Consider the following 22,456-nt stretch of genomic DNA (forward strand, 5'->3'; position numbering starts at 1 on the left):
CATGACATACAGACACGGTGTTTACGCATCGCAGATGCCCACGTCCATCACGCCGCCCCGGAGGGTTTCTGCCTCTTTGCCGGTGGTGGTGGGCACGGCCCCCGTTCACCTGGCCAAGGGCGGAGCAGGGCCGGTGAACAAGGTGACCATGGCCTATACCTACGCAGAAGCCGTGGAGCTGCTGGGCTATTCCGACGCCTGGGAGAAGTACACGCTTTGCGAGTTCATCTACTCCCACTTTGCCCTGTTCGCCCTGGCCCCCATTGTCTTCATCAACGTCTTTGACCCGGCGGTTCACAAGGCTGATGTGGCAGAAGGCGCGGCCACCTTTGCCGATGACGAGATCAAGCTGGACCACGGGGACCTCCTGGGACCGGTGGTGGTGACCTCTTCGGACAAGTCCACCACCTACGTGGAAGACACCGACTATGAGGTGGACCGGATTGCCGGGGTGATCCGGCGCATGGCCACTGGATCCATCACGGCGGGGGATACCATCAACCGTGCTTACACCTATGCGGATCCGTCCAAGGTGACGGCGGCGGATATTGTGGGCGGGGTGGACTCTGAGACCGGGGCCCTCACCGGCCTGGAGCTGGTGAACGAGGTGTTCCCCAAGTACCGCCTGGTGCCCGGGCTCATCGTGGCACCGGGCTGGTCGTCGGCCTCCACGGTGTCGGCGGTGATGACGGCCAAGGCCAAAACCATCAACGGGCTGTTCTCCTGCAAGGCGATTATCGACATCGATGACGCCACCGTGACCCGGTACAGCGATGCCCCGGAATACAAGAACCAGAACAACCTCACTGACCCGGCCCAGGTGGTCTGCTGGCCTAGGGTGAAGCTGGGGAAGAAGACCTTTCACATGTCCACCCAGCTTGCAGGGCTCATGGCCAGGGTGGACGCGGACAACGAGGACATCCCCTACGCATCGCCTTCCAACCACAACTTTCAGATGGACGCCATGGTGGCAAACGGAAACGAGGTGTGGCTTCAGCCGGAGCAGGCGAATTATTTGAACGGCAACGGCATTGTGACGGCCCTGAATTTTATCGGCGGGTGGAAGTGCTGGGGCAACCGGACGGCCTGCTACCCGGCCAACACCGATCCCAAGGATTCCTGGATTTCAGTGAGCCGGATGTTCACCTGGGTGGGCAACACCCTGATCCTGAGCCACTGGTCCAGGGTGGACGCCCCGGCAAAGCGGCGGCTCATCGAGACCATCCGGGATTCTGCCCAGATGTGGCTGGACGGCCTGGTGTCCAGGCAGTTCCTCCTGGGCGCGCGGGTGGAGTTCCAGGCCGATGAAAACGCGGTGACGGACATGATGGACGGGATCTCCCGGTTCCACGTCTACATGACGCCCCCGTCTCCTGCCCGGGAGATCGACTTCATCCAGGAGTACGACTCGGCCTACTTTTCAACCCTTTTTGCATAACAGGTTTTAGGGATGTCTACGCGTAGACATCCCTAAACCCACACAGGAGTGCGCGCATGAATACCCCTGAAGTATTGACCAACTTTCGCCTCTACTACGACGGCGCCAAGGACATGATGGGCGTGGTGGACGTCACCGTGCCGGACATCGAGCCCCTGAACGCCTCCCTCAAAGGGGCCGGTATCCTGGGTGAGATCTCGGTTCCCATCCTCGGGCACATCGGGGCCATGGCCATGACCATCAACTTTCGGACCATCAGCCAGGACGTGAACCTCTTCAACATGCCCGTTCCCCACGTGGTGGACCTGCGCGGGGCCATGCAGGTCCAAGACACGGCAAGCGGCGTGCGGAAGGTGATGCCCGTGCGGATCTCCGGCCAGGGATCCACCAAGAAGACCAGCTTCGGCAAGTTTGCCGTGGGGGAGGGCAACGACTCCAGCGTGGAGCTGGAACTCACCCGCTTTAACCTCATGATCGACGGGATGGAAAGCATCCTCATCGACAAGCTCAACAACCTTTACACGGTGAACGGCGTGGACTGCCTGTCCGACGTGAACAAGGCCCTGGGGCTGTAGCGATAAAACCGATGTCTACGCGTAGACATTTTTGAAAAAGGGAAAACAAGATGGAAATCAAACTGAAAAAAGCCATCACCTTTGAAGGCAAAGAGATCAACACAATCAACCTGGACCTGGAGGGACTCACGGGGGAGGACATGGCGCAGGCGGAGAGGGAGTACCTTGCCATGGGGGGCCAGATGACGAGCCTCACCCTGAGCCATGCCTACTGCCATTGCCTTGCGGCCCGTGCGGCGGATTTTTCCGTTGAGACCATCCGGTCCATGTCGGCCAGGGACAGCACGAATATTGCCATGGAGGTGCAGCTTTTTTTGCACGGTATGGAAGACCAAGTGCCCGGCAGATCCGCTTAGCGTGCCTGGACATGGGCAAGGCAACCCGGACGGGAGTGGCATTCTTTTACCAGATGCCCTTCCCGGAGCTTTTTGAATGGATCACGGATTTGAATGAGAAGGCGTAGGCGATGGGATCACGGGTATATGACATAGCGTTTAAGCTGAACGGTTCGGTGGCTCCAACGTTTAAGGGATCGATGCTCAGTGCGTCCCAGACGGTGGGCGCACTGGGGCAGAAGATCAGCCAGCTTGAAAAATCCAAGGCCAAGGTGGACCGGTTTGGATCGCTGAAAAAGGAGATCCAGGAGACGGAGCGGCGGTTCTTTGAGGCCCAGAACGAGAGCAAGGCCCTTGCCGCTCAGCTGGCCGCCACCGCAAAGCCCACCAAGAAGCTTCAGAGCCAGTTTGACGCGGCGAACCGTAAGGCCAAGAAACTCAAAACGTCACTGGGGGAGCAGAGGACCTCCCTTTCCGAGCTTCGGCGGGAGATGGCCTCTACCGGGATCAAGACTGGGCAGCTGGTGATGCACAACCAGAAGTTGGCCCAGTCCATCGACCTTGCCCGGCGCAAGCAGGACAAGCTTCAGAAAACCATGATGAAGCAGAAGGCCCTGCAGGACAAACGGGCCGGGATGCAGGGCAAGCTGTTTGACGCGGCGGCCATCGGCACGGCGGTGGCGTTTCCCACCATGATTTCCGCCCGGTTTGAGCAGAGCATGGCGGAGGTGAAGGCCCTCACCGGAGCCACCGGAAAAGACTTCGAGGCCCTGACGGCATCAGCTCGGAAGCTGGGCTCCACCACCTCCTTTTCGGCCAGTGAAGCGGCCCAGGGGATGAAGTATCTGGGCATGGCTGGCTTTAGCACCAACCAGATTGTCTCGGCCATGCCGGGCGTGCTCAACATGGCCAAGGCCGGGGCCGTGGAGCTGGGCATGGCTTCGGATATCGCCTCGGACATCATGTCCGGTTTCGGCCTGGAGGCAACGGACATGGGCCGCGTCTCCAACGTGCTCACCCGGACCTTCACCAGTTCCAACACCTCCCTGGAGATGCTCGGGGAGACCATGAAGTATGTGGCCCCCATTGCCTCCAAGGCGGGGATGTCCCTGGAGGAGACTTCGGCCATGGCCGGGCTCTTGGGTAACGTGGGGATCAAGGCGAGTATGGCGGGTACCACACTCAAAGGCATGGTGCTGGGCATTGCGGCTCCCACTGCCGAGGCGTCCGAAGCTTTGGGGAAACTGGGTATCAGCACAGCCGATGCCCAGGGAAACATCCGGCCCATGACGGGCATCCTCGGAGACCTTGCCAAGGCCACCAAAGACATGGGCAACGCCGAAAAGCTGGACGTGGTGAAGACCATTTTCGGCAAGGTGTCTGCGGCGGGCATCACGGAGCTGCTCTCAAAGGCCGGTGAGGACGGCATTGAGGCATACGTCAAGAAGGTCAGGGAAGGAAAAGAGACGGCTGAATCCATCGCCAAGGTGATGGACGACACCACGGTGGGGGCCCTGAAGGGCCTGGGCTCTGCTGCGGAAGGCCTTGCCATTGTCTTCGGCAATACCCTGACTCCGATGATCACAGCCACGGCCCATGGCCTTGCCTTTGTTACGCGAGGTCTGACGGCAGCAGCGGAGAAGTTCCCTAACCTCACCAAGGTGGTGGGGATTCTTACGGGCGGGACCATTGCCCTGGCCACGGCAGCTGTGGCGGGTGGCTATGCCTGGACCTTTGTCAGCAGCGGCTTGCTCCAGGCTAAGAAAATGTTCCAGCTGGTGAATCTTTGCATGTCGGCTTCAACCATTAAAACCGTGGCCCTTTCAGCTGCGCAGAAGGCCGCGGCCATCGGCACCTATGCCATGACAGCAGCACAATGGGCCTTGAACGTGGCCCTGAATGCCAACCCCATCGGGATAATTGTCGGCGGTGTGGCCGCTCTGGTGGGACTTGGTGCTGTTCTTTACAAGAAGTTCGAACCGTTTCAGAAGCTGGTGGACTCCATATGGGGAAAGATCAAGAAATTCATGAAAATTGGAGGCCGCTTTTTTGGCTTCGGGAGTGATGAAGAGACTGAAACGGCAGAAAAGGCCGCCAAGGTGGGCAATGTCGCCGGGAACATTCCCACGCCCCCGGATAACGTGGTGCCTTTCCCTGAAAGACAGAGCCAGGGCGTGACACCTGTGAAGTTCCCAGAGGTTTCCCCGGCGGCCATGAATAGTTCCAGCACAGCTATTGAGTACAAACCCCAAATTAATATCACGGCCACCGGCTCCAACGTTGCCGAATTCAAGGCAGCGGCGGATCAGAGCATGATGGAGAGTGAAGAGCGAGTCCGGAAGGTCATGACGGATATTCACCACGACGACAGGAGGCGCGCTTTTGCCTGATTCATACACCACACGGCAGGGCGACATGTGGGACGCCATCGCCTTGTCCCGCATGGGAAGCGAGATGCACATGGCCCGACTGATTGCGGCCAACCCGGAGCACCGGGAGACCGTGGTCTTCAGTGCCGGGATTGAGCTGGTGATCCCGGACACGGAAAAGAGAACCGAAACCGTTTTACCCCCCTGGAAATCATGATGAGAAAAGCACGACTGAACCTGAATTTTGAAGGCAAGGACATCTCAAAAGAGATCTCACCTTATTTAAAGAGCATGACCTACACCGATTTTGCATCGGGCAAGGCCGATGATCTTCAGATCACGCTGGAAGACACCGGCGGGCTTTGGTCCGGAGACTGGTTTCCGGAGAAGGGCTCCCGGGTAAAGGCGGAGATTGAGTGCTCGGCATGGGGCGACCTGGGGGATCTTTCGCTCTCCTGCGGATCCTTTCAGGTGGATGACATCACATCAAGCGGGCCTCCTGCCATCGTCACCATGAAGGCCATCAGCTCCATGACCTCCACGGCCATCAAAAGCGAATTGAAGGAACGGGTCTGGGAAGCCATCACCCTGGAGCAGCTGGCCGGGGGCATCGCGGCAGAGCATGGGCTCTCCCTTTTTTTCAGCGCCGACCAGGACGCACCGTATGAGCGGGTGACCCAGAGCAAGGAGAGTGATCTTGCTCTTTTGGCAAGGCTCTGCAAGGCGCGTGGGCTCAACCTGAAGATGGCCGAAGAGAAGCTGGTTCTCTACCAGGGGAAAATCTTTGAAGCCAAGGCCCCGGTGTTCACCTTGAAAAAGGGGGCCTCCGAGATCCTCACCTGGTCGTTCAACACCAAGTCCCACAACATCTACCGGGCATGCACGGTGCAGTTTTTTGACCCGACAAAAAAGAGGTTGGTGGAGCACACCTTCACCCCGGAGAACAGCCCGAAGACCGGTCAGACCCTGGTGGTGAACAGCCGGGTGGAGTCCATCGCAGAAGCCCAGACCCAGGCCGTGGCCGAACTTCGGAGCGCGAACAAGGAAGAGGTGAAGGCAAGCTTCTCCCTGGTGGGCAATCCCCGGGCCCTGGCCGGGCTCAATGTGCGGGTGGAGGGATTCGGTATTTTTGACGGCATCTATTTTATCGACGAGGCCAAGCACTCCCTGGGCTCCGGCTACAAGACAAACGCAACCCTGAGAAAGGTGCTGGGGTACTGATGATCGAGATCGAAAAGCGCATGAAGGCCCTGGAGGAGAAGGTGAATAGCATGGTCCAGGTGGGCACGGTGACCGAAGTGGTGGGCGGATCCGTGAAGGTGGAGATCCATGGCCATCCCACCCACAAGCTGCCGGTTCTCTTTCCAAGAACCCAAACGGACAAGTTCTTTGCCATGCCCGACGTGGGGGAAGAGGTGGCTTGTATCTTTCTGCCCATCGGCCTGGAACAGGGCTTTGTCCTGGGGGCGATCTACTCCGACGTGGACGCGCCACCTGCAGACGGCTCCCACCTGACCCATGTGACCTTTGGGGATGGCTCCGTCATGACCTACGACAGGAAGACGCACAGCCTGGACATCACGGTGAAGGGCGGGGAGGTGACGGTAAAAGCGGAAAAAGTGATCCTGGATTGCGGCGGGGAGCTGGGCGGGGTGATCACGGACAAGTCCATTTGCAAGTTCGACGGCAAGCCCCATGTGGATGCATCAAAAACAGTCATTGCGAGCAAATAATCATGGCGACAAACGCGAGTGCCCTTGAGGCAGACATCATCAAAGAACTTCAGGCGGAGGGGTTCGCAACAGATAACGAGTTCGCACGGATCGAGAGGCTGGCAGCGGCCCTGGGCCGGGCCGTCTACAAACACATGACCCTTCTGGATGATACCTCCGGAAGCCCGGCATCCAAAGGACACACATAAAATGGACGTGGGAACTTTCGGAGAGATCGTTTTTGAAACCAGCCGCACGCGGATCCGCACCTTCGACGAGTTCAAGCGCTCATCCAAGGCGCGGTTTGCCGAACATGCCGTCACCGGGAAAAAGCCTGTCCTGGAGTTTCTTGGCCCGGGCCTGGACGAGGTGTCGCTTCAGATGATGTTTGCCGAAAGCCTGGGTGTCTCGCCTTCAGGTGAGATCGATGCCGTTCGCAAGGTGCTGGCCTCCGGAGAGGCAAAGAACCTGGTTGTGGGCGGGTACAACTTCGGGCGGTTTGCCCTTCTTTCCATGGAAGAGGATTGGCAGAAATTCGACGGCAAAGGGCGGCTCCTGGTTGCTGCGGTCTCCATCAAGTTAAAGGAGTTTGCGTAAATGGAATTGAATGTGACGGGGCAGCTGGACCGTGTGGTGATCGGAGCAACGGGCATCGATGCCATTGTGCAGCAGGTGCAGATTGTGTGCGCCACCCGGGTGGGGACTCTTCCCCTGGACAGGGCCTTCGGAGCACAGGCGGACTATCTGGACACACCGCTTCCGGTGGCCAAGGCCAAAGCATCGGCAGCCGTGATCAAGGGGATTGAGACCTATGTCCCCGGGGTGGATGTTCTCTCCGTGTCCTGGGTGGCCGATGCCGAAAAGGCCCGGGCCGGGACACTGATCCCTGTGGTGAGGATTAAAATCAATGAGCCTTAAGAACCTTCCGGACATCCAATTTGTGGAAGCCGATGCCGAGAAAACCATCAGCAATATTTTAACCGTGCACGAGGGCATCACAGGCAAATCCCTATCCCCTGCGGATCCGGAGCGCCTCTTTCTCATGGGGCTGGCTTCCATTATCGTGCAGCAGCGTGAGCTGATCAACCACGCGGGGAAAATGAATCTCCTGGCCTACAGCGAGGGCGACCACCTGGATCACCTGGGGGCCTTTACGGAGACGGAGCGGCTGGACTCTTCTGCCGCCGGAACCCTATGCCGGTTTTCCATTGCCGAGCCCCTCGGATTTGTGGTGGCCATCAACAAAGGGATCCGCGTCTCTCCGGACGGCACACTCTTTTTCAAGACGGAAAGCTATGCCGAGGTGGCCGCCGGGGAGAGCTTTGTTGACGTGCCCGTGACCTGTATGGCCACGGGCGCCGTGGGCAACGGATACGTGCCTGGGCAGATCAACCAGATGGTGGATCCCGTCCCATATGTGGTGAGCGTTTCCAACACCATCACATCCACGGGCGGAGCCGATAGAGAAGGCAACGAGCCTTACAGAGAGCGGATCCACAACGCCCCGGACAAGTACTCGGTTGCAGGTCCCGAAGGGGCCTACATCTACTGGGCCAAGTCGGCCCACCAGGAGATCGCCGACGTGGCCGTGGTCTCTCCTGCAGACGCCACCGTCCAGGTGGTGGTGCTCCTCTCCGGAGGCAGGCTTCCGGATGAAACCATTTTGCAAACCGTGGCCGATGCCGTGACGCCGAAGAACCGAAGGCCCTTGACGGATAGGGTGTCCGTCATTGCTCCGGTGCCGGTGGGCTTCGACATCGATGCCGACTATTTTATTTCCGGAGAGAACCAGGAGGCCATCTCTGAAATTCAAAGCCGGGTGAGCAAGGCCATTGCCGACTACACAGCCTGGCAAAGCGAAAAGCTGGGCCGAGACATCAACCCCGATGAGCTGGTTTTCCGCTTAAAGAGTGCCGGCGCAAAACGCGTGGTGCTGCGGTCTCCCTCTTTTCAAAAGCTGGCCACCACCCAGGTGGCCCAGGCAGGCACCCAAACCTTGAATTACGCGGGGGTGGAAGATGAGTAAGGCTTTGGCCGACATCTCCTTTGCAGACATCCTCCCCGCGTCTATCTCCGGAGACGAAAGCATCCGGGCAGCTGCCCGCGCCATCAATGGCGACCTGAAGCAGATCAACCGGGCCATCGACACCTTATATATATACAGCCGGTGGGACGAGCTGGAGGAGCCCCTCCTCACCCACCTGGCCTGGCAGTTCAAGGTGGACTTCTGGGACGACAGCCTGACCCTTGAAAAGAAGAGGGCCCTTGTCCGGAACTCCGTGGCCCGTCATCGACAAAAAGGAACTCCGTCCGCCATCGAGGGCGCCATCGCCGACGTGCTCGGCGGCGGCACCGTGGAAGAGTGGTGGACCTACGACGGCCAGCCCTACCACTTCCGTGTACGCGTGGAAGTCACCGACCAGGGCGTCACCGATCAGGCCTACGCCTGGGCAGACCAGCTCATCGAAGCCTACAAGAACGTCCGCTCCAAGCTCGATGCCGTCATCACCTACCTGACAGGGCAGGGCACAATGCACATGGCCATGGCCGGACAATACGCCGAAACCGTCTCCGTCTTCCCCTGGCAACCCGAAAACCTGGAAGAGTCCGGGCCCGTCTATTTTGGCCTGGGAACCCAGATGATCGAAACCACCTGCATCTATCCCTAAAAAAGGAAACACCAATGGCAGAATCCTATTTCACAACTTTAACCAACACCGGCAAGGCGATGTTCGCCAACTCGCCGGTCCTGGGGCAATCGGTCTCGTTTTCAACCCTGGCCGTAGGCGACGGTAACGGATCCTACGCGGGCCTGGAGCTGGCAGCCATGCTTCAGCGAACCACGTTGATCAACGAAGTGTGGCGCGGAAGTATCAACCATATCTCTGTGGATGAAACCAACAGCAACTGGCTTGTGGTGGAGGCCTTCATCCCATCCGATGTGGGAGACTTCGACATCCGGGAGGTGGGTGTCCTTGACTCGGAGGGCAACCTCATTGCCATCGGGAAGTATCCCCTTACGTATAAGCCCAAGATTACCCAGGGGGCTTCCAAGGATCTCTACGTGAAGATGATCCTGGAGGTGACGGACACGGCTGCAGTGGAGCTGAAGGTGGATCCAGCGGTGGTATTGGCGACCAGGCAGCATGTGGCGGATGAGTTACAGGCGTCAGTAGAAGCGGAGAGGCTTCACTTGGCAGAAGAGCTGAGGGCGTATTCGGTTGGAATGGTCGGCTTTTTTGATCGGGAAGTTCCTCCCGCGGGATGGATGGAGGCTAATGGGAGCGAGTGCCCGGAGAAAGCAACCGTTTTGAATACGATTCTTGCGGGGCGGCATGGGATGGGGCCAAGTGGCCGAAGTTTATTGCCTGACCTGCGAGGTGAATTTGTCCGTGGGTGGGACAACGGCAGGGGGGTGGATGCCGACCGTGTGCTGGGTAGTTGGCAGGGAGACGCAATACGAAATATTACTGGCGAGTGGGAAACGACAATAGATGCAGAGAGCCTTTCGTTTGCCGGATCTGCGAGATTTACAGGTGCCCTTTACCGTTCAAAACCTAACATTGCAAAACAATTTACCACCGTTTCAGGAGCGAACAGCAGTATTGACGGAGTGGGCTTTGACGCATCAAGAGTTGTGCCAACCGCAAGTGAAAACCGCTCTCGAAACGGGGCCTTTCTCGCGTGTATTTACGCGGGGATATAGGAGACTATATATGAAAGTTTATCCATGGGATGAATCAACTAACGAAGCCTTACTCCCTGTGGTAAAGCCTGACAATCACCCAAACCCCATCGGGCGATCAGAAACCGCCACACCTGTTCCAGAGAACATCCCCGCAGGCTACGCGGCCCGTGCCGCCTTGACCGCTGAAGGGTGGTTTCGGGGGTGGGAAGTGGTCATCGACAAACGCGGGGACGCGTACTGGACTCAGGATGGAATAAAGAACTCTGTCTCTGAGCTGGGCAACGACATCCCAGATGGAAGCCTGACAGAGCCACCGCCCACCCACTTTCACCGAACCCATGACGGGGCCTCATGGCTCTTGGATTTACCCCTGTTGTCTGCTGCAAGGCGTAAGGAACGCGACGGAAAATTGTTAGCCATCTATGCCCCAGCTTCCCAGCAGCTATCCCGATGGATCGACGAAGCAGAAGACGACTCCGCTGCATTTGCTTTTTATAAAAGCCAGCGTTCCGTATGGCACGTTTGGGCCGATGCACTGTGCGATTTGCCCGACCAGAGCGGTTTTCCCTGGGCGGATGGAGATGTGCCTTGGCCAGAACAACCGCCCAGTCCTATGAGATACGCCACAAAACCCGAATAAGACGGAAATTAAAATTGTGGAAGTTCAACAAAATGGCAGACGTATTTTCGGGATTTTACAGAGTGTTAGGATGATATAGATGAAAGGAGATATTTTAAATATAGGGTTGTTATTATAGCTGGATTGTCTCAAACCAGGGATCTGGATTCGATTCCCGTAGCCGCAACCGTCAAAAGTATTTAATTGAGGAGTGTTGGAACCACGCAGGATAACTGTTGAAGAATATAACGGCTCGAAGTCTTATATCCAGTTTTCAGGCTGTTGGGATTGTCAAAATAAAGAAATGGGATTCTGTCCACAGGTCCCATTTCTATTGAAAGCAGTGAAACACTCTAAAGGAAAACTGTTGCGACTCCGATAAGTATTCATGTTATCAAATTGACAGGCCAGAGCTCTTTGTTTTTGGCTTAATTTATTTAAATTAAGTTGGCTTATGATTTATTGAATTGTGGAGGTTGGTTGTGTATCGAAGTTTGATGGTTTTTTTTGCTCTTTTGGTTTCTACGGCATGTGTATCTACAACTCCGGCCCCACTGAATTTAGGGACATATGATGGTAATTTGGCATTATATCCTGCGGTTGTAGGTGTTTATTGTAATCAAGGGGCTCCCTTGGAAGAGATCGATATTTACAATGAGACCTTTCAATCGGGGTATGTTTATACGTATGACTTTCTAATAGAAATCCGGTTTAAGATAGCGGTCAAAATGGTCGGTAATACCGTCGATGTAACGCTTGTTGGCATGCAGCACAAGGATTCGGATACAAAATTATGGCTTGATAATAATATTACCTTAGTTTTTGATCAGAAAGGGTATTCAAATAAAGTATCTCATGCAATTGTTGAAATTTTGAATGATCCGAATGCGTATAGTTCTTCAAGACGCGATTTGTTAGCAGATTTGGCGTTTAATTATGCTGTTCTTAAAGATTTAACAGATGCAGGTAGGGGTAAATGGCTTGACGAGAATATGAAGGGGCGAACATATGAATTGGATTTTACCTTGTCCAACACTATAGACAACACGGCTGTTGAGAATAGACGGTTTCATTCAGATGATGACGCAAGGTACACTGTATATTTAGACTGGAAACCCAACACGCTTTTTTCAGGGTTTTCGATATCAATGCTGACCAACAATTCGAAGTATGCCCTTCTGAAAAAGGGCACACCAGTGAAAACGCGAGGAATTGTTTTGTCCGGGGATAGCCGATTGTCATTGCGCTTAAAAGAAGTTGCCTTGTAGGCGGAATGGCTTGGTCATTTTAAATTATCCGTCAAGTTTCCGTATAGTTTAAAGTAATATATTGGTTTTATTTGTCACTGGCGAGTTCTTAAAATCCCTCGGTCGCAAGACTGTACGAGTTCGATTCTCGTTCCGGGTACCATAAATTGTAAATACGATTTCAGTATCTTAAAAAAGGTTTCTTGCCGTTGCGGCAGGAAACCTTTTTGCGTTTCAAGTGAGCCCAAATCCCTTCAAATAGCCCCACATAGACCCATTTTGCGTTACAGTTTCATTACAGTGGAAAAACGAAGGCCGCTTCGCCCCCTGCGTCAGGATAGGTGTCTTTCAGTCCACTTTGTAGTGGTAAAGCCATCGTGGCGTTGGCGTGCCAAAAATCTAGAATTACCCCCTGTTGTATAAAGGGTAGTCACTGCGATCCTTCTTAATTCTCTGATTGCCTCAGGCTTTTCTGGCACCTGGAGTTCGGATTGACCTTATTCGAAGGTTATTTTCTTCGTTTTTGGCCCTCGTTATTTTGGTGACTATTCAACTTAATTTGACAAACAGGTCTTGACAGCTTTGCCATGAATTCCAGCGATTCTGACAGTTCTAACCTTTATGCCGGAACGTTTTTTGCGGAGCTTTTTTTCAAAAAAGCGACCCGCCGGAGGCAAATTCGAGCTGAATAGTTACCGTTTTTTTTCAGCTCGGCGGAGTTAAAATCGGACGGTTACACGGGCCCCCCACTCGGCCGGAGGGGAGTAGATGTTGTAGATCCCTGCAAAGCCTATGGTGTCGTATGTGGTGTCAAACACATTGCGGCCGTAGAGATAGATATCGAAGAACTGGGCTTCATAACCCAGTTTTACATTGACCAGCTCATAGGCATCCCGCTTTGTGGTGTTGGTTTTGTCCAGGTACATGTCGCCGTAGCCGGTGGCATCGACCTGGGCAAAGAGGCCCCGGGCGTCGCGGTAGGCCAGGCCGCAGTTGAAGCTGTATTTTGGGGCGAACCGGTTCTCGTTGCCGCTGTAATTGCCCAGGGCGTCTTCAAAGGAGTCAAAGGTGGTCTCGTTGAGACCGAGACCGCCGAAGAGGGTGAAGCTTCTTCCCAGGAGTGCCGTGAATTCGATCTCTGCGCCTTGGGACGTGGCTTCGGCCGCGTTGGACGTATAGGTATGGACAGGGTTTGATTTGGAGATGTGGGCCGTGACCTGCATATCCGAAATATCCATGTAGTAGAGGTTGGCGTTGAGAGTGAGCCTTTTCTGGAGGAGTCTTGATTTGAACCCGATGTCATAGGAGTAGAGGGTCTCTTCGTCATAGGTCTTGGGGTAGCCGGTGACGGCGTATGGGTTGAATCCGCCGGAGCGGTACCCCTTTGCGATGGTGACATATCCCATGATGTCCGGCGTGACATGGTAATTTAGGGCCAGCTTGGGAGAGACTTCGTCATAGGTGTTCTTCTCGTTCAGGTCTTTGGCTTTATCGTCGAGCTCTTTTTTTTCATCGTCGTAGCGGAGGCCTGCGATGATGTTGAGGCGGGGCGTAAGCCCGTAGTTGATGTGGCCGAAGATGCCGAGGGAGTCCCCGTCAATGGTCTGGAGAACGGTCATGGGCATGACGCCTGTCCAGGTTTCATCGATGTCGTTTTCAAAGATATCGGCATACAGCCCCATGAGCCAGCTGAGGTTGCCTGAGGTCCCGCTGAGGCGAAGCTCCTGGGAACTCTTTGTGTAGACGTTGTCCAGAAAAAGGTGTCGCTCCAGCATGGGGTTGGAGGTGAAGTCGTTGTCCTGGACCTGCTCGCCGTGAAATCTTCGGTGCGTGGTGACCGAATCGATGGCCACGTCGGGTGTGATGTCACCATGGACCTTCAGGCTGGTGAGGTCGTTGCTGGAGGTGTTCTCGCCCTCCAGGTCGGATGTCACTTCCCGGTCCGGCTGGAAGGTGTTTCCCAGGCTTCCGGCGCCGTCGTCATAGCTCAGGATGCTCTTGATCAGGGTGATGTCCAGGGTGTCGGTGGGTGCAAGGCGCAGGTTCACCTTTCCATAGTTGTGCTCCCGGTCATCCACCTCATCTCCAGTGAGGACGTTTTTGACGTACCCGTCTTTTTCATAGTGGCGCAGTGACACGCCCAAAAAGAGCCTGTCTTTTATGAGGGGGCCCCCGATGATCGCCGAGGCCCCGCGCAGGTTGTCGCTGCCGCCCCGCACGCTCACCTTGCGGGTGGGGTCGTTGCCCTGCTCTGTTGTGATGATGTTAAGGACGCCGGCCTCTGTGTTCTTTCCGTAGAGTGTCCCCTGGGGGCCTTTGAGGACTTCGATGCGTTCAATATCAAGAATCGGGTCATTGATGCCGATGCCCATGGTCATCGGGACGCCGTCCACGTAGACACCCATGGTACTTTCCAGGGTAATGGCGTCGGCAAAGAGGCCCCGGATGGAAGGGGGGGAGGTGGTGGAAAAGCCCAGGTCGAACATCATGAGAGACGGGGTGTAATTGCTGACGTCTCGAAGGACACCGATTTCCCGGTCCTCCACGTCCATGGCGTCAAGAAGGGTCAGGCTGATGGGGATAGACTGTGGATCTTCTCGTTGTTTTTGGGCGGTGATCACCACCTCTTTCAATTCCCGAGGCTCGGGCGTGTTGTCTCCATAGGCGGTGGGGTTGCCGAATACCAAAAGGCAACAGATAACAGCTGCTGATATGGTGAAGATGCGCATGTGCCCGAATTCCTTCGTCTATACGGTAGGGATGTGATGATTTCCTTTTCCCATGAAAGAAATCTGAGGTGTGCCGGAACCCAACTTTCAGGTTTGCCGCTTGGTAGGGAATGATTTTTATTGGTATCTCAAATTTATTTTTGGCTTCAAAGAAGTTAGTATAAGTAAAATTAAGAGTCAATGCGAAATATCTCTTTCGAGTTAAAAAGCCCGGACATGGCTGATTTCGCTTTTTGTGGGGCGGGGCGATGCTGGCCCTTGGGGACTGCCAGATTGTTTGCAGGAGGGAAAAGAAACGTGTGTTGAGGGGGGGCGGTGACCACACTGCATTCGGCCGGTTTATTGTCATGGTGAGGCGTGTCTCGCGGTATGCAGGCGCCTTTGATTTTGTTTTTTTTTCATGAGGTACCCATGTCGGGCGTCATATGGTTCACGCCACTGCATGTTTCATTAGCTGAAAAACCCTTAAGCTGAAGCTGACGGATTGCATTGGCGCTTCTGGTTCACCCACCCCTTGAAATAGGCACAGAGCCTGCAAAAACCCCGCGGCATGTGAATGCAGCGGGGTTTTTTATTGCGCCTCCCAAGCTGTTGCATGGCTGGCTTCTGGTCTTTGAAACGGGGGTGCTGATGGCTCTGGGTGCTTTTCCATTGCTTTCGGGGGCATGATAAACCCCATACAGAAAAGACAGCATAGATCAGGGGCTGTTAGAGCTTTTCAAAATACAAAATGTATTCGTCCTGCTCTTCAGGGTTTACAAGGACGCGGTTTCCTGACTGGGAATCAGCATAAATCATCGTGGACCCGAGGAGGTCGTTGGATGAGTTTGCATCCCACTCCCAAAGATCAACCCTCAGCTTGTCTGTCACATCATAAATAAGGCCGATCGTTTTTGTGTCACCGGACTCAATGCTCTCACCGTGTGATCCGCCCCAGACTTTCCTTTTCAATTCATTATCGTCGATTTGGACATTCATGTAGACATCATCATCCGATGTTCCCGAGCCACTTGTTCTTTTGCATTCAAGGCGAGTTAATTTGAATAAAGACATAAGGATTCTCCTTGTTTGACGTTGCAAAACCCAACATACGACGGCGTCATGACCCAAACGGTTACCACCTCCTTTGTGTTTTTAAAGGCCTGGCGCCATGAGGCACAGGCGAACGTCTTGCGGTCCTTTTTGAGGCTGGAGCCATGGGTGATGGTGCCGGGTCGTCGTCAGTATACCGGTGGATAGGGAGGCGCTGCAGACAGAGTAGGTCAAGGGAAGACATATCGTAACTATTCAGTATCAGCTTGTCTCCGGCGGCCCTGCCGGAGCGTTTTTGCGGAGCTTTGTTCAAAAAGCGATCCGTCTGCGGCAAAGCTGAGTCGTTGCGAAGTATCACTATAAATTGTGATGCGAACAAGGGGAGGGAGTGTGAAATGGTGCTTTATACGTGGTTGTGCTTTAAGTGTCTGTTAAAGAAAAAGTTAGTCTTATTTCAACTGAAAATCAATGAAAATAATCATTAAATATTGAAGGTTGTGCCTTTAGGGGGGGCAACCATTGAATCAGGTTCAAGCGGTGTCTTCTGCAGCACGGCAGCTACGTTGAACACAGGCTGTCGGGCGCCCAATATATGGCGTGCATCTTTTGAGGCTTCGCTTAGAAAGCCGGTCTCTCATCACGCAGGGGTGGTTTCCGGCCATCCATATTCAATGCAGAATTGCATTGTCGCTCCTCTCTTTCGCGGAAAATCCCTTTGAATCACGCCATATTGAGGATTTATGCAAAAATGCATTCGCGCATAAATTCGGTAAAACATCAAAGAATACAGCCTGTTGTCGAAAATAAAATGCAGGTTTGCATCAACGCTCCTTCCGCCGTAACATGGCGCGCCGAGAAACCCGCTGATTATCATTATCAAAATTTTTTATTTCAACATGGCACGGGCTTTGCTGTTATCCCATTTTCGATAAATTATTTTTCTGACTTCAATCAACCGCAAGGTCGACAGAATAGATACGAAGGAGTGTGGTGACATGCTGAACAGGTTCCAAACACTGGATAACGCCGGAAAAGAGAAACTTCACGCCGCCTGCATGGAGGTGCTGGGATCCACGGGGGTCATCTTTGAAGACGACGAGGCCCTTGAGATCTTCAAGGCCAACGACTTCAAGGTGGAGGGGAACAAGGTCTTCTTCCGGGAAGAGCAGGTGAAAAAAGCCCTGGAGACCACTCCGTCGGAGTTCATCATCCGCGCAAGGGATCCTGAAAAATCCGTTCGCATCGGTGGGGATCACTTTGCCCTGAGCCCCGGCTGGGGCGCTCCTTTTGTGATGGATGCCGACGGCACCCGTCGTTCGGCCACCATGGACGATGTGGAGAATTTCCTCAAGCTGGTTCAGGGGTCCAAGTATATCGACATGACGGCCAGCGGCATGGTAGCCCCTCCGGATCTTGATCCCAAATCCGCATCGGCCGAACTTTTGGCCTCCACCTTTATCTATTCGGACAAGCCCCTCACCGGCAACCCCTCCGGTCGGCAGAACTCCGTGGAGCTTCTGGAGATGGCGTCCATTGTGTGGGGAAGCCGCGAGGAGGTCATCAAAAGCCCGGTGTCCATTACCTCCATCAATCCCACATCTCCCCTTATCTATGGCCCCGAGGCAGCCGGAAGCGTCATTGAGCTGGCCCGTGGCGGCCAGGCCCTTCTTATTTCCAGCATGGTGATGGCGGGCCTCAGCGGCCCCATCACCCTGGCCGGAACCGCCGTGATTGAGATGGCCGAGAGTCTGGCAGGCATCGTCCTTGCCCAGCTTGTACGCCCCGGTACCCCTTGTGTTTGCGGGGGAACCTCCTGCGGGGCAGACCTTCGCCTCTGCGCAGCCACCATCGGCAGCCCCGAGCTCCTCAAGCTGATGAACATCTCCAACCAGATGGCCCGGTACTACGGCCTTCCCTGCCGTTACGGCGGCGGGCTTACCGACGCCCACTGCTCGGACATGCAGGCGGGCATGGAGTCGGCCCTGACCATGGCCCTGAGCCTTGCCGCCGGGACCCACTACATGCATCAGGCCTGCGGCATCCTGGGGGCTTACACCGCCATGAGCCTGGAAAAATTTGTCATGGACGAGGAGCTGGCCGGAATGGTTCGCAGGGCCCTTGAACCCGTGGAATTCACGGATGAGACCTTGAACATGGATGCCATTACCCGCATAGGGGCCGGCGGCAGCTTCCTCATGGAGCCCACGACAGCCATGCGCTGTCGCACGGAATTTTTCCTTCCCACCCTGGCGTATCGCAACAACCACACCAAATGGGTGCAGGAGGGCAGCCCCCAGATGCTCGATGCTGCCGCGAAGCACGTTCAGGAGCGCCTGGCCGCCTACACCAGGCCGGACATGGACCCTGCCATTGAAAAGGACCTGATGGCCTATATCGACACACGGCGCGGTTCAGCCACCACCGCAGCCTGATCCGGGTATTTCATGAGACATAAGGGTGGCTCGACCCGTGAAAGACGAGGGCTCACCCGGATATCCCATGGGAAAACGCAACGCCGATGAACTAATGCTAGTGACCGTGGAATCATGCGGCACATGACATATCCGGGCTACGGGTCATCCAATCATACTGCGGCCGCACCTCTTGTATGGAGCGAGAGGCGGCCGCGCATTCCAACCACCATGACAGGATATTGTATGTTACAGGACGGATGTAAGGAAAATCAAAGCGTGCTGAAGCGGTACTTCGGTGCCGAGTTAGACATCACCATTTTTTATTTTATTATTACCCTCACCGTGCCCTTTGTTGTTTTGGGCGCCGGCTGGCCGGACCTCCTGAGCAAGGTCTGCGGCACTGCCGTGGGCTATGTGTTTAAGGTCTTTCAGTCCACCTATCTTCTTGGGGTCACGGGGATTCTTGTCTTCTGCCTGGCCCTTGCCTTCTCACCCTATGGCAAGGTGCGCCTCGGCAAGGACGACGAAAAACCGGAGTTTTCCACCTTCAGCTGGTTTTCCATGCTCTTTTCTGCCGGCATGGGCATTGGCCTGATCTTCTGGTCCGTTGCCGAGCCCCTGGTGCACATGGCCGCTCCCCCCACGGGCGAGGCCAACACCTTTGAAGCGGCCCGCCTGGGCCTTGAGCTTTACTTTTTCCACTGGGGCTTCCACGCATGGGCGGTCTACGCCGTCGTGGCCCTGACTCTGGCCTATTTTCAGTTCAGAAAAGGGGAGGGCGCCCTGTTCTCCAGTTGCCTGATTCCCCTCATCGGCAGGAAGCACGCCAACGGCCTGGTGGGCCGCCTCGTGGACACGTTCGCGTCATGGGCCACCATTTTCGGCGTGGTTACGGGCCTGGGCATGGGCGGCATGCAGATGGCCAGCGGCATCAGCAGCCTGTTCGGCATCCCCGGAGGCCCCAACCTGACCACGGCCCTTATCCTGGTGGTGACCTTTGCCTATATCGCCACGGCGGTGACGGGCGTGGCCAAGGGGATCAAGTTCGTGGCCAACCTCTGTGTCGTGTTCATGATCGTTCTGATGTTCTTCTTTGCTGTCTTCGGACCCACCGGTTACATCTTCAAAACACTGTGGATGGGCTTTTCCGACTACATGCTTGATCTTCCCAAACTCTCTTTTGCCACCACCCTGTTCGGCAACGACACCTGGACCCGCAACTGGACCGTTTTTTTCTGGGCCTTCTGGATTGCCTGGGCCCCCTTTGTGGGCGCCTTCATCGCCCGTATTTCCAAGGGGCGGACCATCAAGGAGTTTATCCTCGGGGTGATTATCCTGCCGCCTGTTTTCTCCTTTATCTTCTCGGCGGCCCTGGGCGGGACCACCATGCACCTGGAGTTTGTCAGACACCTCAACGTCAGTGATCCCATCAACAAGGATCTCGCCATGGCGCTGTTCGTGACCCTGAAGCACCTGCCTTGCTTTCACTTCATGACAGGGCTCTCCCTGGTGCTGATTTTCTTCTTCCTCATCACCTCGTGCAACTCGGCCACCTACGTGGCCGCCCGATTCGTCACCAGCGGCGTGGATGTCTCCGATCCCAAGGCAAACAACCGTTTGACCATCACCTTTGGGCTTATCCTGGGGCTCCTGACTGTGGTGTTCAACTACTCCGGCGGCCTCAAGGGCCTCCAGACCGCCACCATCCTGGGGTCCGTGCCCTTTTTCATCGTCATGATCCTGGGCATCGTCACCCTGGTCAAAGACCTGATTCAAAACGAACGAGCAGAAGGGGAGGCCGTGGCCGCCCCCTCCCATAGCGAATAACCAAGCACCACGCACCGGGGCCATCCAACGACACGCCCCGGTGTTTTTTGTCTTTTTTTTGCAAGGAGTACGAATAAAAAAATGGCTATCCAAGATATATTCCAGGCTGTCATCGGCCTTGATGCCGGCAAAGTCGTCAGCGAAGTCAACGGAGAACTCGAGGCAGGGACCAACGCAAACACCATCCTCCAGGAGGGACTCATCAAAGCCATGGATGAGGTGGGGGAGCGCTTTTCCGCCGGAGAGACCTTTGTGCCGGAGATGCTCATGTCCGCCCAGGCCATGAAAACCGGTGTGGAGGTCCTGAAGCCCCATCTCACCGGTGAGGCCGACACAAAAATCGGCACCATTGTCATCGGCTCGGTGCACGGGGACCTGCATGATATCGGGAAGAACCTGGTGTGCATCATGCTGGAAGGCGCGGGCTTCAATGTGGTGGACCTGGGCGTGGATATCACCAAGGAGGCCTTCGTGGAGGCGGCCAAAGAGCACAACGCAGACATCATCGGCCTTTCCACCCTTCTGACCACCACCATGTGCAACGTCGAAGAAACCATCGAAGCGGTCAAAGAGGCCGGTATCCGTGACTCCGTGAAAATTCTCGTGGGGGGCGCCCCCTTGAGCCAGGAGTATGCCGAAAGCATCGGGGCAGACGCCTTTGCCGCCGATGCCGGAGACGCCGGAAAAGTCGCCCGGCAGCTGGTTCTTCACTAATCCGAATGCTCCAAGGCAATCGCGCATGAAACTGTTCAGCGCCAAAACGCCTCCGGCGGACCTGCCGAAATAGTTTTGCCTGTTTTGTGTCAGGAAAGTTTTTTGCGGAGCTTTTTTTCAAAAAAGCGACCCGCCGGAGGCATAAGCTGAATAGTGACGTTTTTCCTGTTGCGTCCACGCTCTCTCCCCATCCCTTTGGGGCAGGCGTGGATGCGGCAGGCTCCCTGTATTTTTAAGCAACATCGCCGGATTTTGTTTCTGGCCCGTACATACATGTTTTTTTGATCGGAGGTACCCCATGGACGGCAAATCCTTGATTCTGAACGCCCTCAACCACAACGATGTCCCCCGCACCCCCTGGGTCCCCTACACCGGTGCCCAGATCGCGAACCTCAAAGGCTATGCCGCAGATGAAATCTTCAAGGACGCAGACAAACTCGTCGAGTGCCTGCTGGAAGCGGTGGCGCAGTATGCACCGGACGGACTGCCTGTGATGTTCGACCTCCAGGTGGAGGCCGAGATCCTCGGATGCGACCTGAAGTGGTACCCCAACACCCCGCCCACGGTGTGCAGCCACCCCCTTGCTAACGATTTTACCATCCCCACCAAGCGCCTGACCAAAGAAGACGGCCGCATTCCCATCATCATGGAGGCCACCCGCCGCCTCAAGGAAGCCCGCCCCGACATCGCCCTCTACGGCCTGGTGTGCGGCCCCCTGACCTTGGCGTCCCATTTGCGCGGTACCAACATTTTCATGGACATGTACGGCGACGCCGACAAGGTCAAAGAGCTCATCAACTACTGCGAAGAGGTGGTCAGCGAGTATGCCGGGTTCCTGATTGACGCAGGATGCGATGTGATCGGTGCCGTGGATCCCCTGGTTTCCCAGATCTCTCCGGTCTCTTTCAAGCAGTTCCTGACCGAGCCCTATACGGCCTTGTACGACAAGCTCAGGACCCAGGGCGTGCCCTCCACCTTTTTTGTGTGCGGCGACGCCACAAAGAGCATCTCCGCCATGTGCGAGACCCGGCCCGATGCCATCGCCATCGATGAAAACGTGGACATCCTGGAAGCCAAGAAGGTCACCGACGAGCACGGTATCCTCATCTCCGGCAACCTCCAGCTCACCATCACCATGCTCTTCGGTACCCAGCAGGACAACCAGAAGGCCGCCATTGAGCTCATGGACGCCCTGGGCACCAAGGACTTCATCCTGGCCCCCGGGTGCGACGTGCCCTTCAACGTTCCCCCGGAAAACATCGTGGGGATCGGCATGGCCGTCCATAATAAGGAGGCCACCCGCAAGGCCCTTGAGGCCTATGTGAAAAAGGACGAGCTTCCGGAGATCGAGCTGCCTGACTACGCCAGCCTCGACCACGTCCTCATCGAAGTGGTCACCATCGACTCCAAGACCTGCGCGGCCTGCGGCTACATGGTCGCCTCCGCCAACGACGCCGCCGCTCCCTTCGGCGACAAGGTCAAGGTGGTGGAGCGCTCCATCATGTACCCCGAAAACGTCGCCTTCATGAACCGGGTGGGCCTTGCAAACGCTCCGGCCATGCTGGTGAATGGCGAGATCAAGCACGTCTCCCTGATCCCCACCAGCGAGACCCTCGAAGCAGAGATCAACGCCGCCATGAAGTAAGCCCGGGCTTGCCGAAGGCAACCGGAGCGTGACAACGAAAAGCCCCGAGGCCCTTTGCGGATCGGGGCTTTTTTATTGGCCCAAGGCTTGTTTTTGTTGGGGATATTGCTTA

At 55.7% G+C, this 22,456-nt stretch carries 21 protein-coding genes; 19 read left to right on the forward strand and 2 right to left on the reverse strand.

Annotated elements, in window-relative coordinates; all coding sequences use genetic code 11:
• Position 1 precedes the first annotated feature (1 nt).
• From MSL71_RS23065 to MSL71_RS23135, 15 genes are all read left to right on the forward strand, one after another.
• The gene (locus MSL71_RS23065) at positions 2-1,438 is read left to right on the forward strand and encodes a phage tail sheath family protein (protein WP_180145675.1); all 1,437 of its coding nucleotides are present in this window, start codon (positions 2-4) and stop codon (positions 1,436-1,438) included.
• A 56-nt stretch (positions 1,439-1,494) separates the two neighbouring features.
• The gene (locus MSL71_RS23070; RefSeq protein ID WP_180145678.1) at positions 1,495-2,013 is read left to right on the forward strand and encodes a phage major tail tube protein; all 519 of its coding nucleotides are present in this window, start codon (positions 1,495-1,497) and stop codon (positions 2,011-2,013) included.
• 50 nt (positions 2,014-2,063) lie between these two features.
• The gene (locus tag MSL71_RS23075) at positions 2,064-2,369 is read left to right on the forward strand and encodes a phage tail assembly protein (protein ID WP_180145681.1); all 306 of its coding nucleotides are present in this window, start codon (positions 2,064-2,066) and stop codon (positions 2,367-2,369) included.
• Between the two features lie 179 nt (positions 2,370-2,548).
• Positions 2,549-4,738, forward strand: a complete 2,190-nt coding sequence (locus MSL71_RS23080) for a phage tail tape measure protein (protein ID WP_180145684.1) — start codon at positions 2,549-2,551, stop codon at positions 4,736-4,738.
• Positions 4,731-4,934, forward strand: coding sequence for a tail protein X (locus MSL71_RS23085; RefSeq protein ID WP_180145688.1), 204 nt, complete (start codon positions 4,731-4,733; stop codon positions 4,932-4,934). The genes MSL71_RS23080 and MSL71_RS23085 overlap by 8 nt, the downstream gene beginning before the upstream one ends.
• Entirely contained in the window at positions 4,931-5,938 is a 1,008-nt protein-coding gene (locus tag MSL71_RS23090; protein WP_180145691.1) for a phage late control D family protein, read from the forward strand. The genes MSL71_RS23085 and MSL71_RS23090 overlap by 4 nt, the downstream gene beginning before the upstream one ends.
• Complete coding sequence (locus tag MSL71_RS23095) at positions 5,938-6,450, forward strand: phage baseplate assembly protein V (RefSeq protein WP_180145695.1); 513 nt, start codon at positions 5,938-5,940, stop codon at positions 6,448-6,450. Before MSL71_RS23090 ends, MSL71_RS23095 begins: the two co-directional genes overlap by 1 nt.
• A 2-nt stretch (positions 6,451-6,452) precedes the next feature.
• Positions 6,453-6,638: a hypothetical protein gene (locus tag MSL71_RS23100; protein WP_180145698.1), complete on the forward strand. Its 186-nt coding sequence runs from the start codon at positions 6,453-6,455 to the stop codon at positions 6,636-6,638.
• Position 6,639: 1 nt separating this feature from the next.
• Complete coding sequence (locus MSL71_RS23105; protein ID WP_180145700.1) at positions 6,640-7,026, forward strand: phage tail protein; 387 nt, start codon at positions 6,640-6,642, stop codon at positions 7,024-7,026.
• Positions 7,027-7,347: a hypothetical protein gene (locus MSL71_RS23110; RefSeq protein WP_180145703.1), complete on the forward strand. Its 321-nt coding sequence runs from the start codon at positions 7,027-7,029 to the stop codon at positions 7,345-7,347. It begins immediately after the preceding gene.
• Complete coding sequence (locus MSL71_RS23115; RefSeq protein ID WP_180145706.1) at positions 7,337-8,455, forward strand: baseplate assembly protein; 1,119 nt, start codon at positions 7,337-7,339, stop codon at positions 8,453-8,455. Before MSL71_RS23110 ends, MSL71_RS23115 begins: the two co-directional genes overlap by 11 nt.
• Positions 8,448-9,098: a phage tail protein I gene (locus MSL71_RS23120; protein WP_180145709.1), complete on the forward strand. Its 651-nt coding sequence runs from the start codon at positions 8,448-8,450 to the stop codon at positions 9,096-9,098. Before MSL71_RS23115 ends, MSL71_RS23120 begins: the two co-directional genes overlap by 8 nt.
• 14 nt (positions 9,099-9,112) lie before the next feature.
• Complete coding sequence (locus tag MSL71_RS23125; RefSeq protein ID WP_180145714.1) at positions 9,113-10,135, forward strand: phage tail protein; 1,023 nt, start codon at positions 9,113-9,115, stop codon at positions 10,133-10,135.
• A gap of 10 nt (positions 10,136-10,145) precedes the next feature.
• On the forward strand, positions 10,146-10,757 hold the full coding sequence (locus tag MSL71_RS23130; RefSeq protein WP_180145717.1) for a hypothetical protein: 612 nt from the start codon (positions 10,146-10,148) through the stop codon (positions 10,755-10,757).
• 461 nt (positions 10,758-11,218) lie between these two features.
• Complete coding sequence (locus MSL71_RS23135) at positions 11,219-12,004, forward strand: hypothetical protein (RefSeq protein ID WP_180145721.1); 786 nt, start codon at positions 11,219-11,221, stop codon at positions 12,002-12,004.
• Positions 12,005-12,702: 698 nt separating this feature from the next.
• On the opposite strand, the gene MSL71_RS23140 is transcribed toward MSL71_RS23135, so the two are convergent.
• Positions 12,703-14,712, reverse strand: coding sequence for a TonB-dependent receptor (locus tag MSL71_RS23140; protein WP_180145724.1), 2,010 nt, complete (start codon positions 14,710-14,712; stop codon positions 12,703-12,705).
• A gap of 708 nt (positions 14,713-15,420) precedes the next feature.
• Positions 15,421-15,765: a C2 domain-containing protein gene (locus MSL71_RS23145; RefSeq protein ID WP_180145726.1), complete on the reverse strand. Its 345-nt coding sequence runs from the start codon at positions 15,763-15,765 to the stop codon at positions 15,421-15,423.
• Positions 15,766-16,739: 974 nt separating this feature from the next.
• On the opposite strand from MSL71_RS23145, the gene MSL71_RS23150 reads away from it, so the two are divergent.
• From MSL71_RS23150 to MSL71_RS23165, 4 genes are all read left to right on the forward strand, one after another.
• Entirely contained in the window at positions 16,740-18,176 is a 1,437-nt protein-coding gene (locus tag MSL71_RS23150; RefSeq protein WP_180145729.1) for a trimethylamine methyltransferase family protein, read from the forward strand.
• Positions 18,177-18,401: 225 nt separating this feature from the next.
• The gene (locus MSL71_RS23155; RefSeq protein ID WP_180145732.1) at positions 18,402-19,985 is read left to right on the forward strand and encodes a BCCT family transporter; all 1,584 of its coding nucleotides are present in this window, start codon (positions 18,402-18,404) and stop codon (positions 19,983-19,985) included.
• A gap of 81 nt (positions 19,986-20,066) precedes the next feature.
• The gene (locus MSL71_RS23160; RefSeq protein WP_180145735.1) at positions 20,067-20,699 is read left to right on the forward strand and encodes a corrinoid protein; all 633 of its coding nucleotides are present in this window, start codon (positions 20,067-20,069) and stop codon (positions 20,697-20,699) included.
• A 298-nt stretch (positions 20,700-20,997) separates the two neighbouring features.
• Entirely contained in the window at positions 20,998-22,344 is a 1,347-nt protein-coding gene (locus MSL71_RS23165) for a uroporphyrinogen decarboxylase family protein (protein ID WP_180145738.1), read from the forward strand.
• The last annotated feature ends 112 nt before the right edge of the window (positions 22,345-22,456 follow it).

Source organism: Desulfoluna butyratoxydans (genome assembly GCF_900699765.1).
Taxonomy (GTDB): domain Bacteria; phylum Desulfobacterota; class Desulfobacteria; order Desulfobacterales; family Desulfolunaceae; genus Desulfoluna; species Desulfoluna butyratoxydans.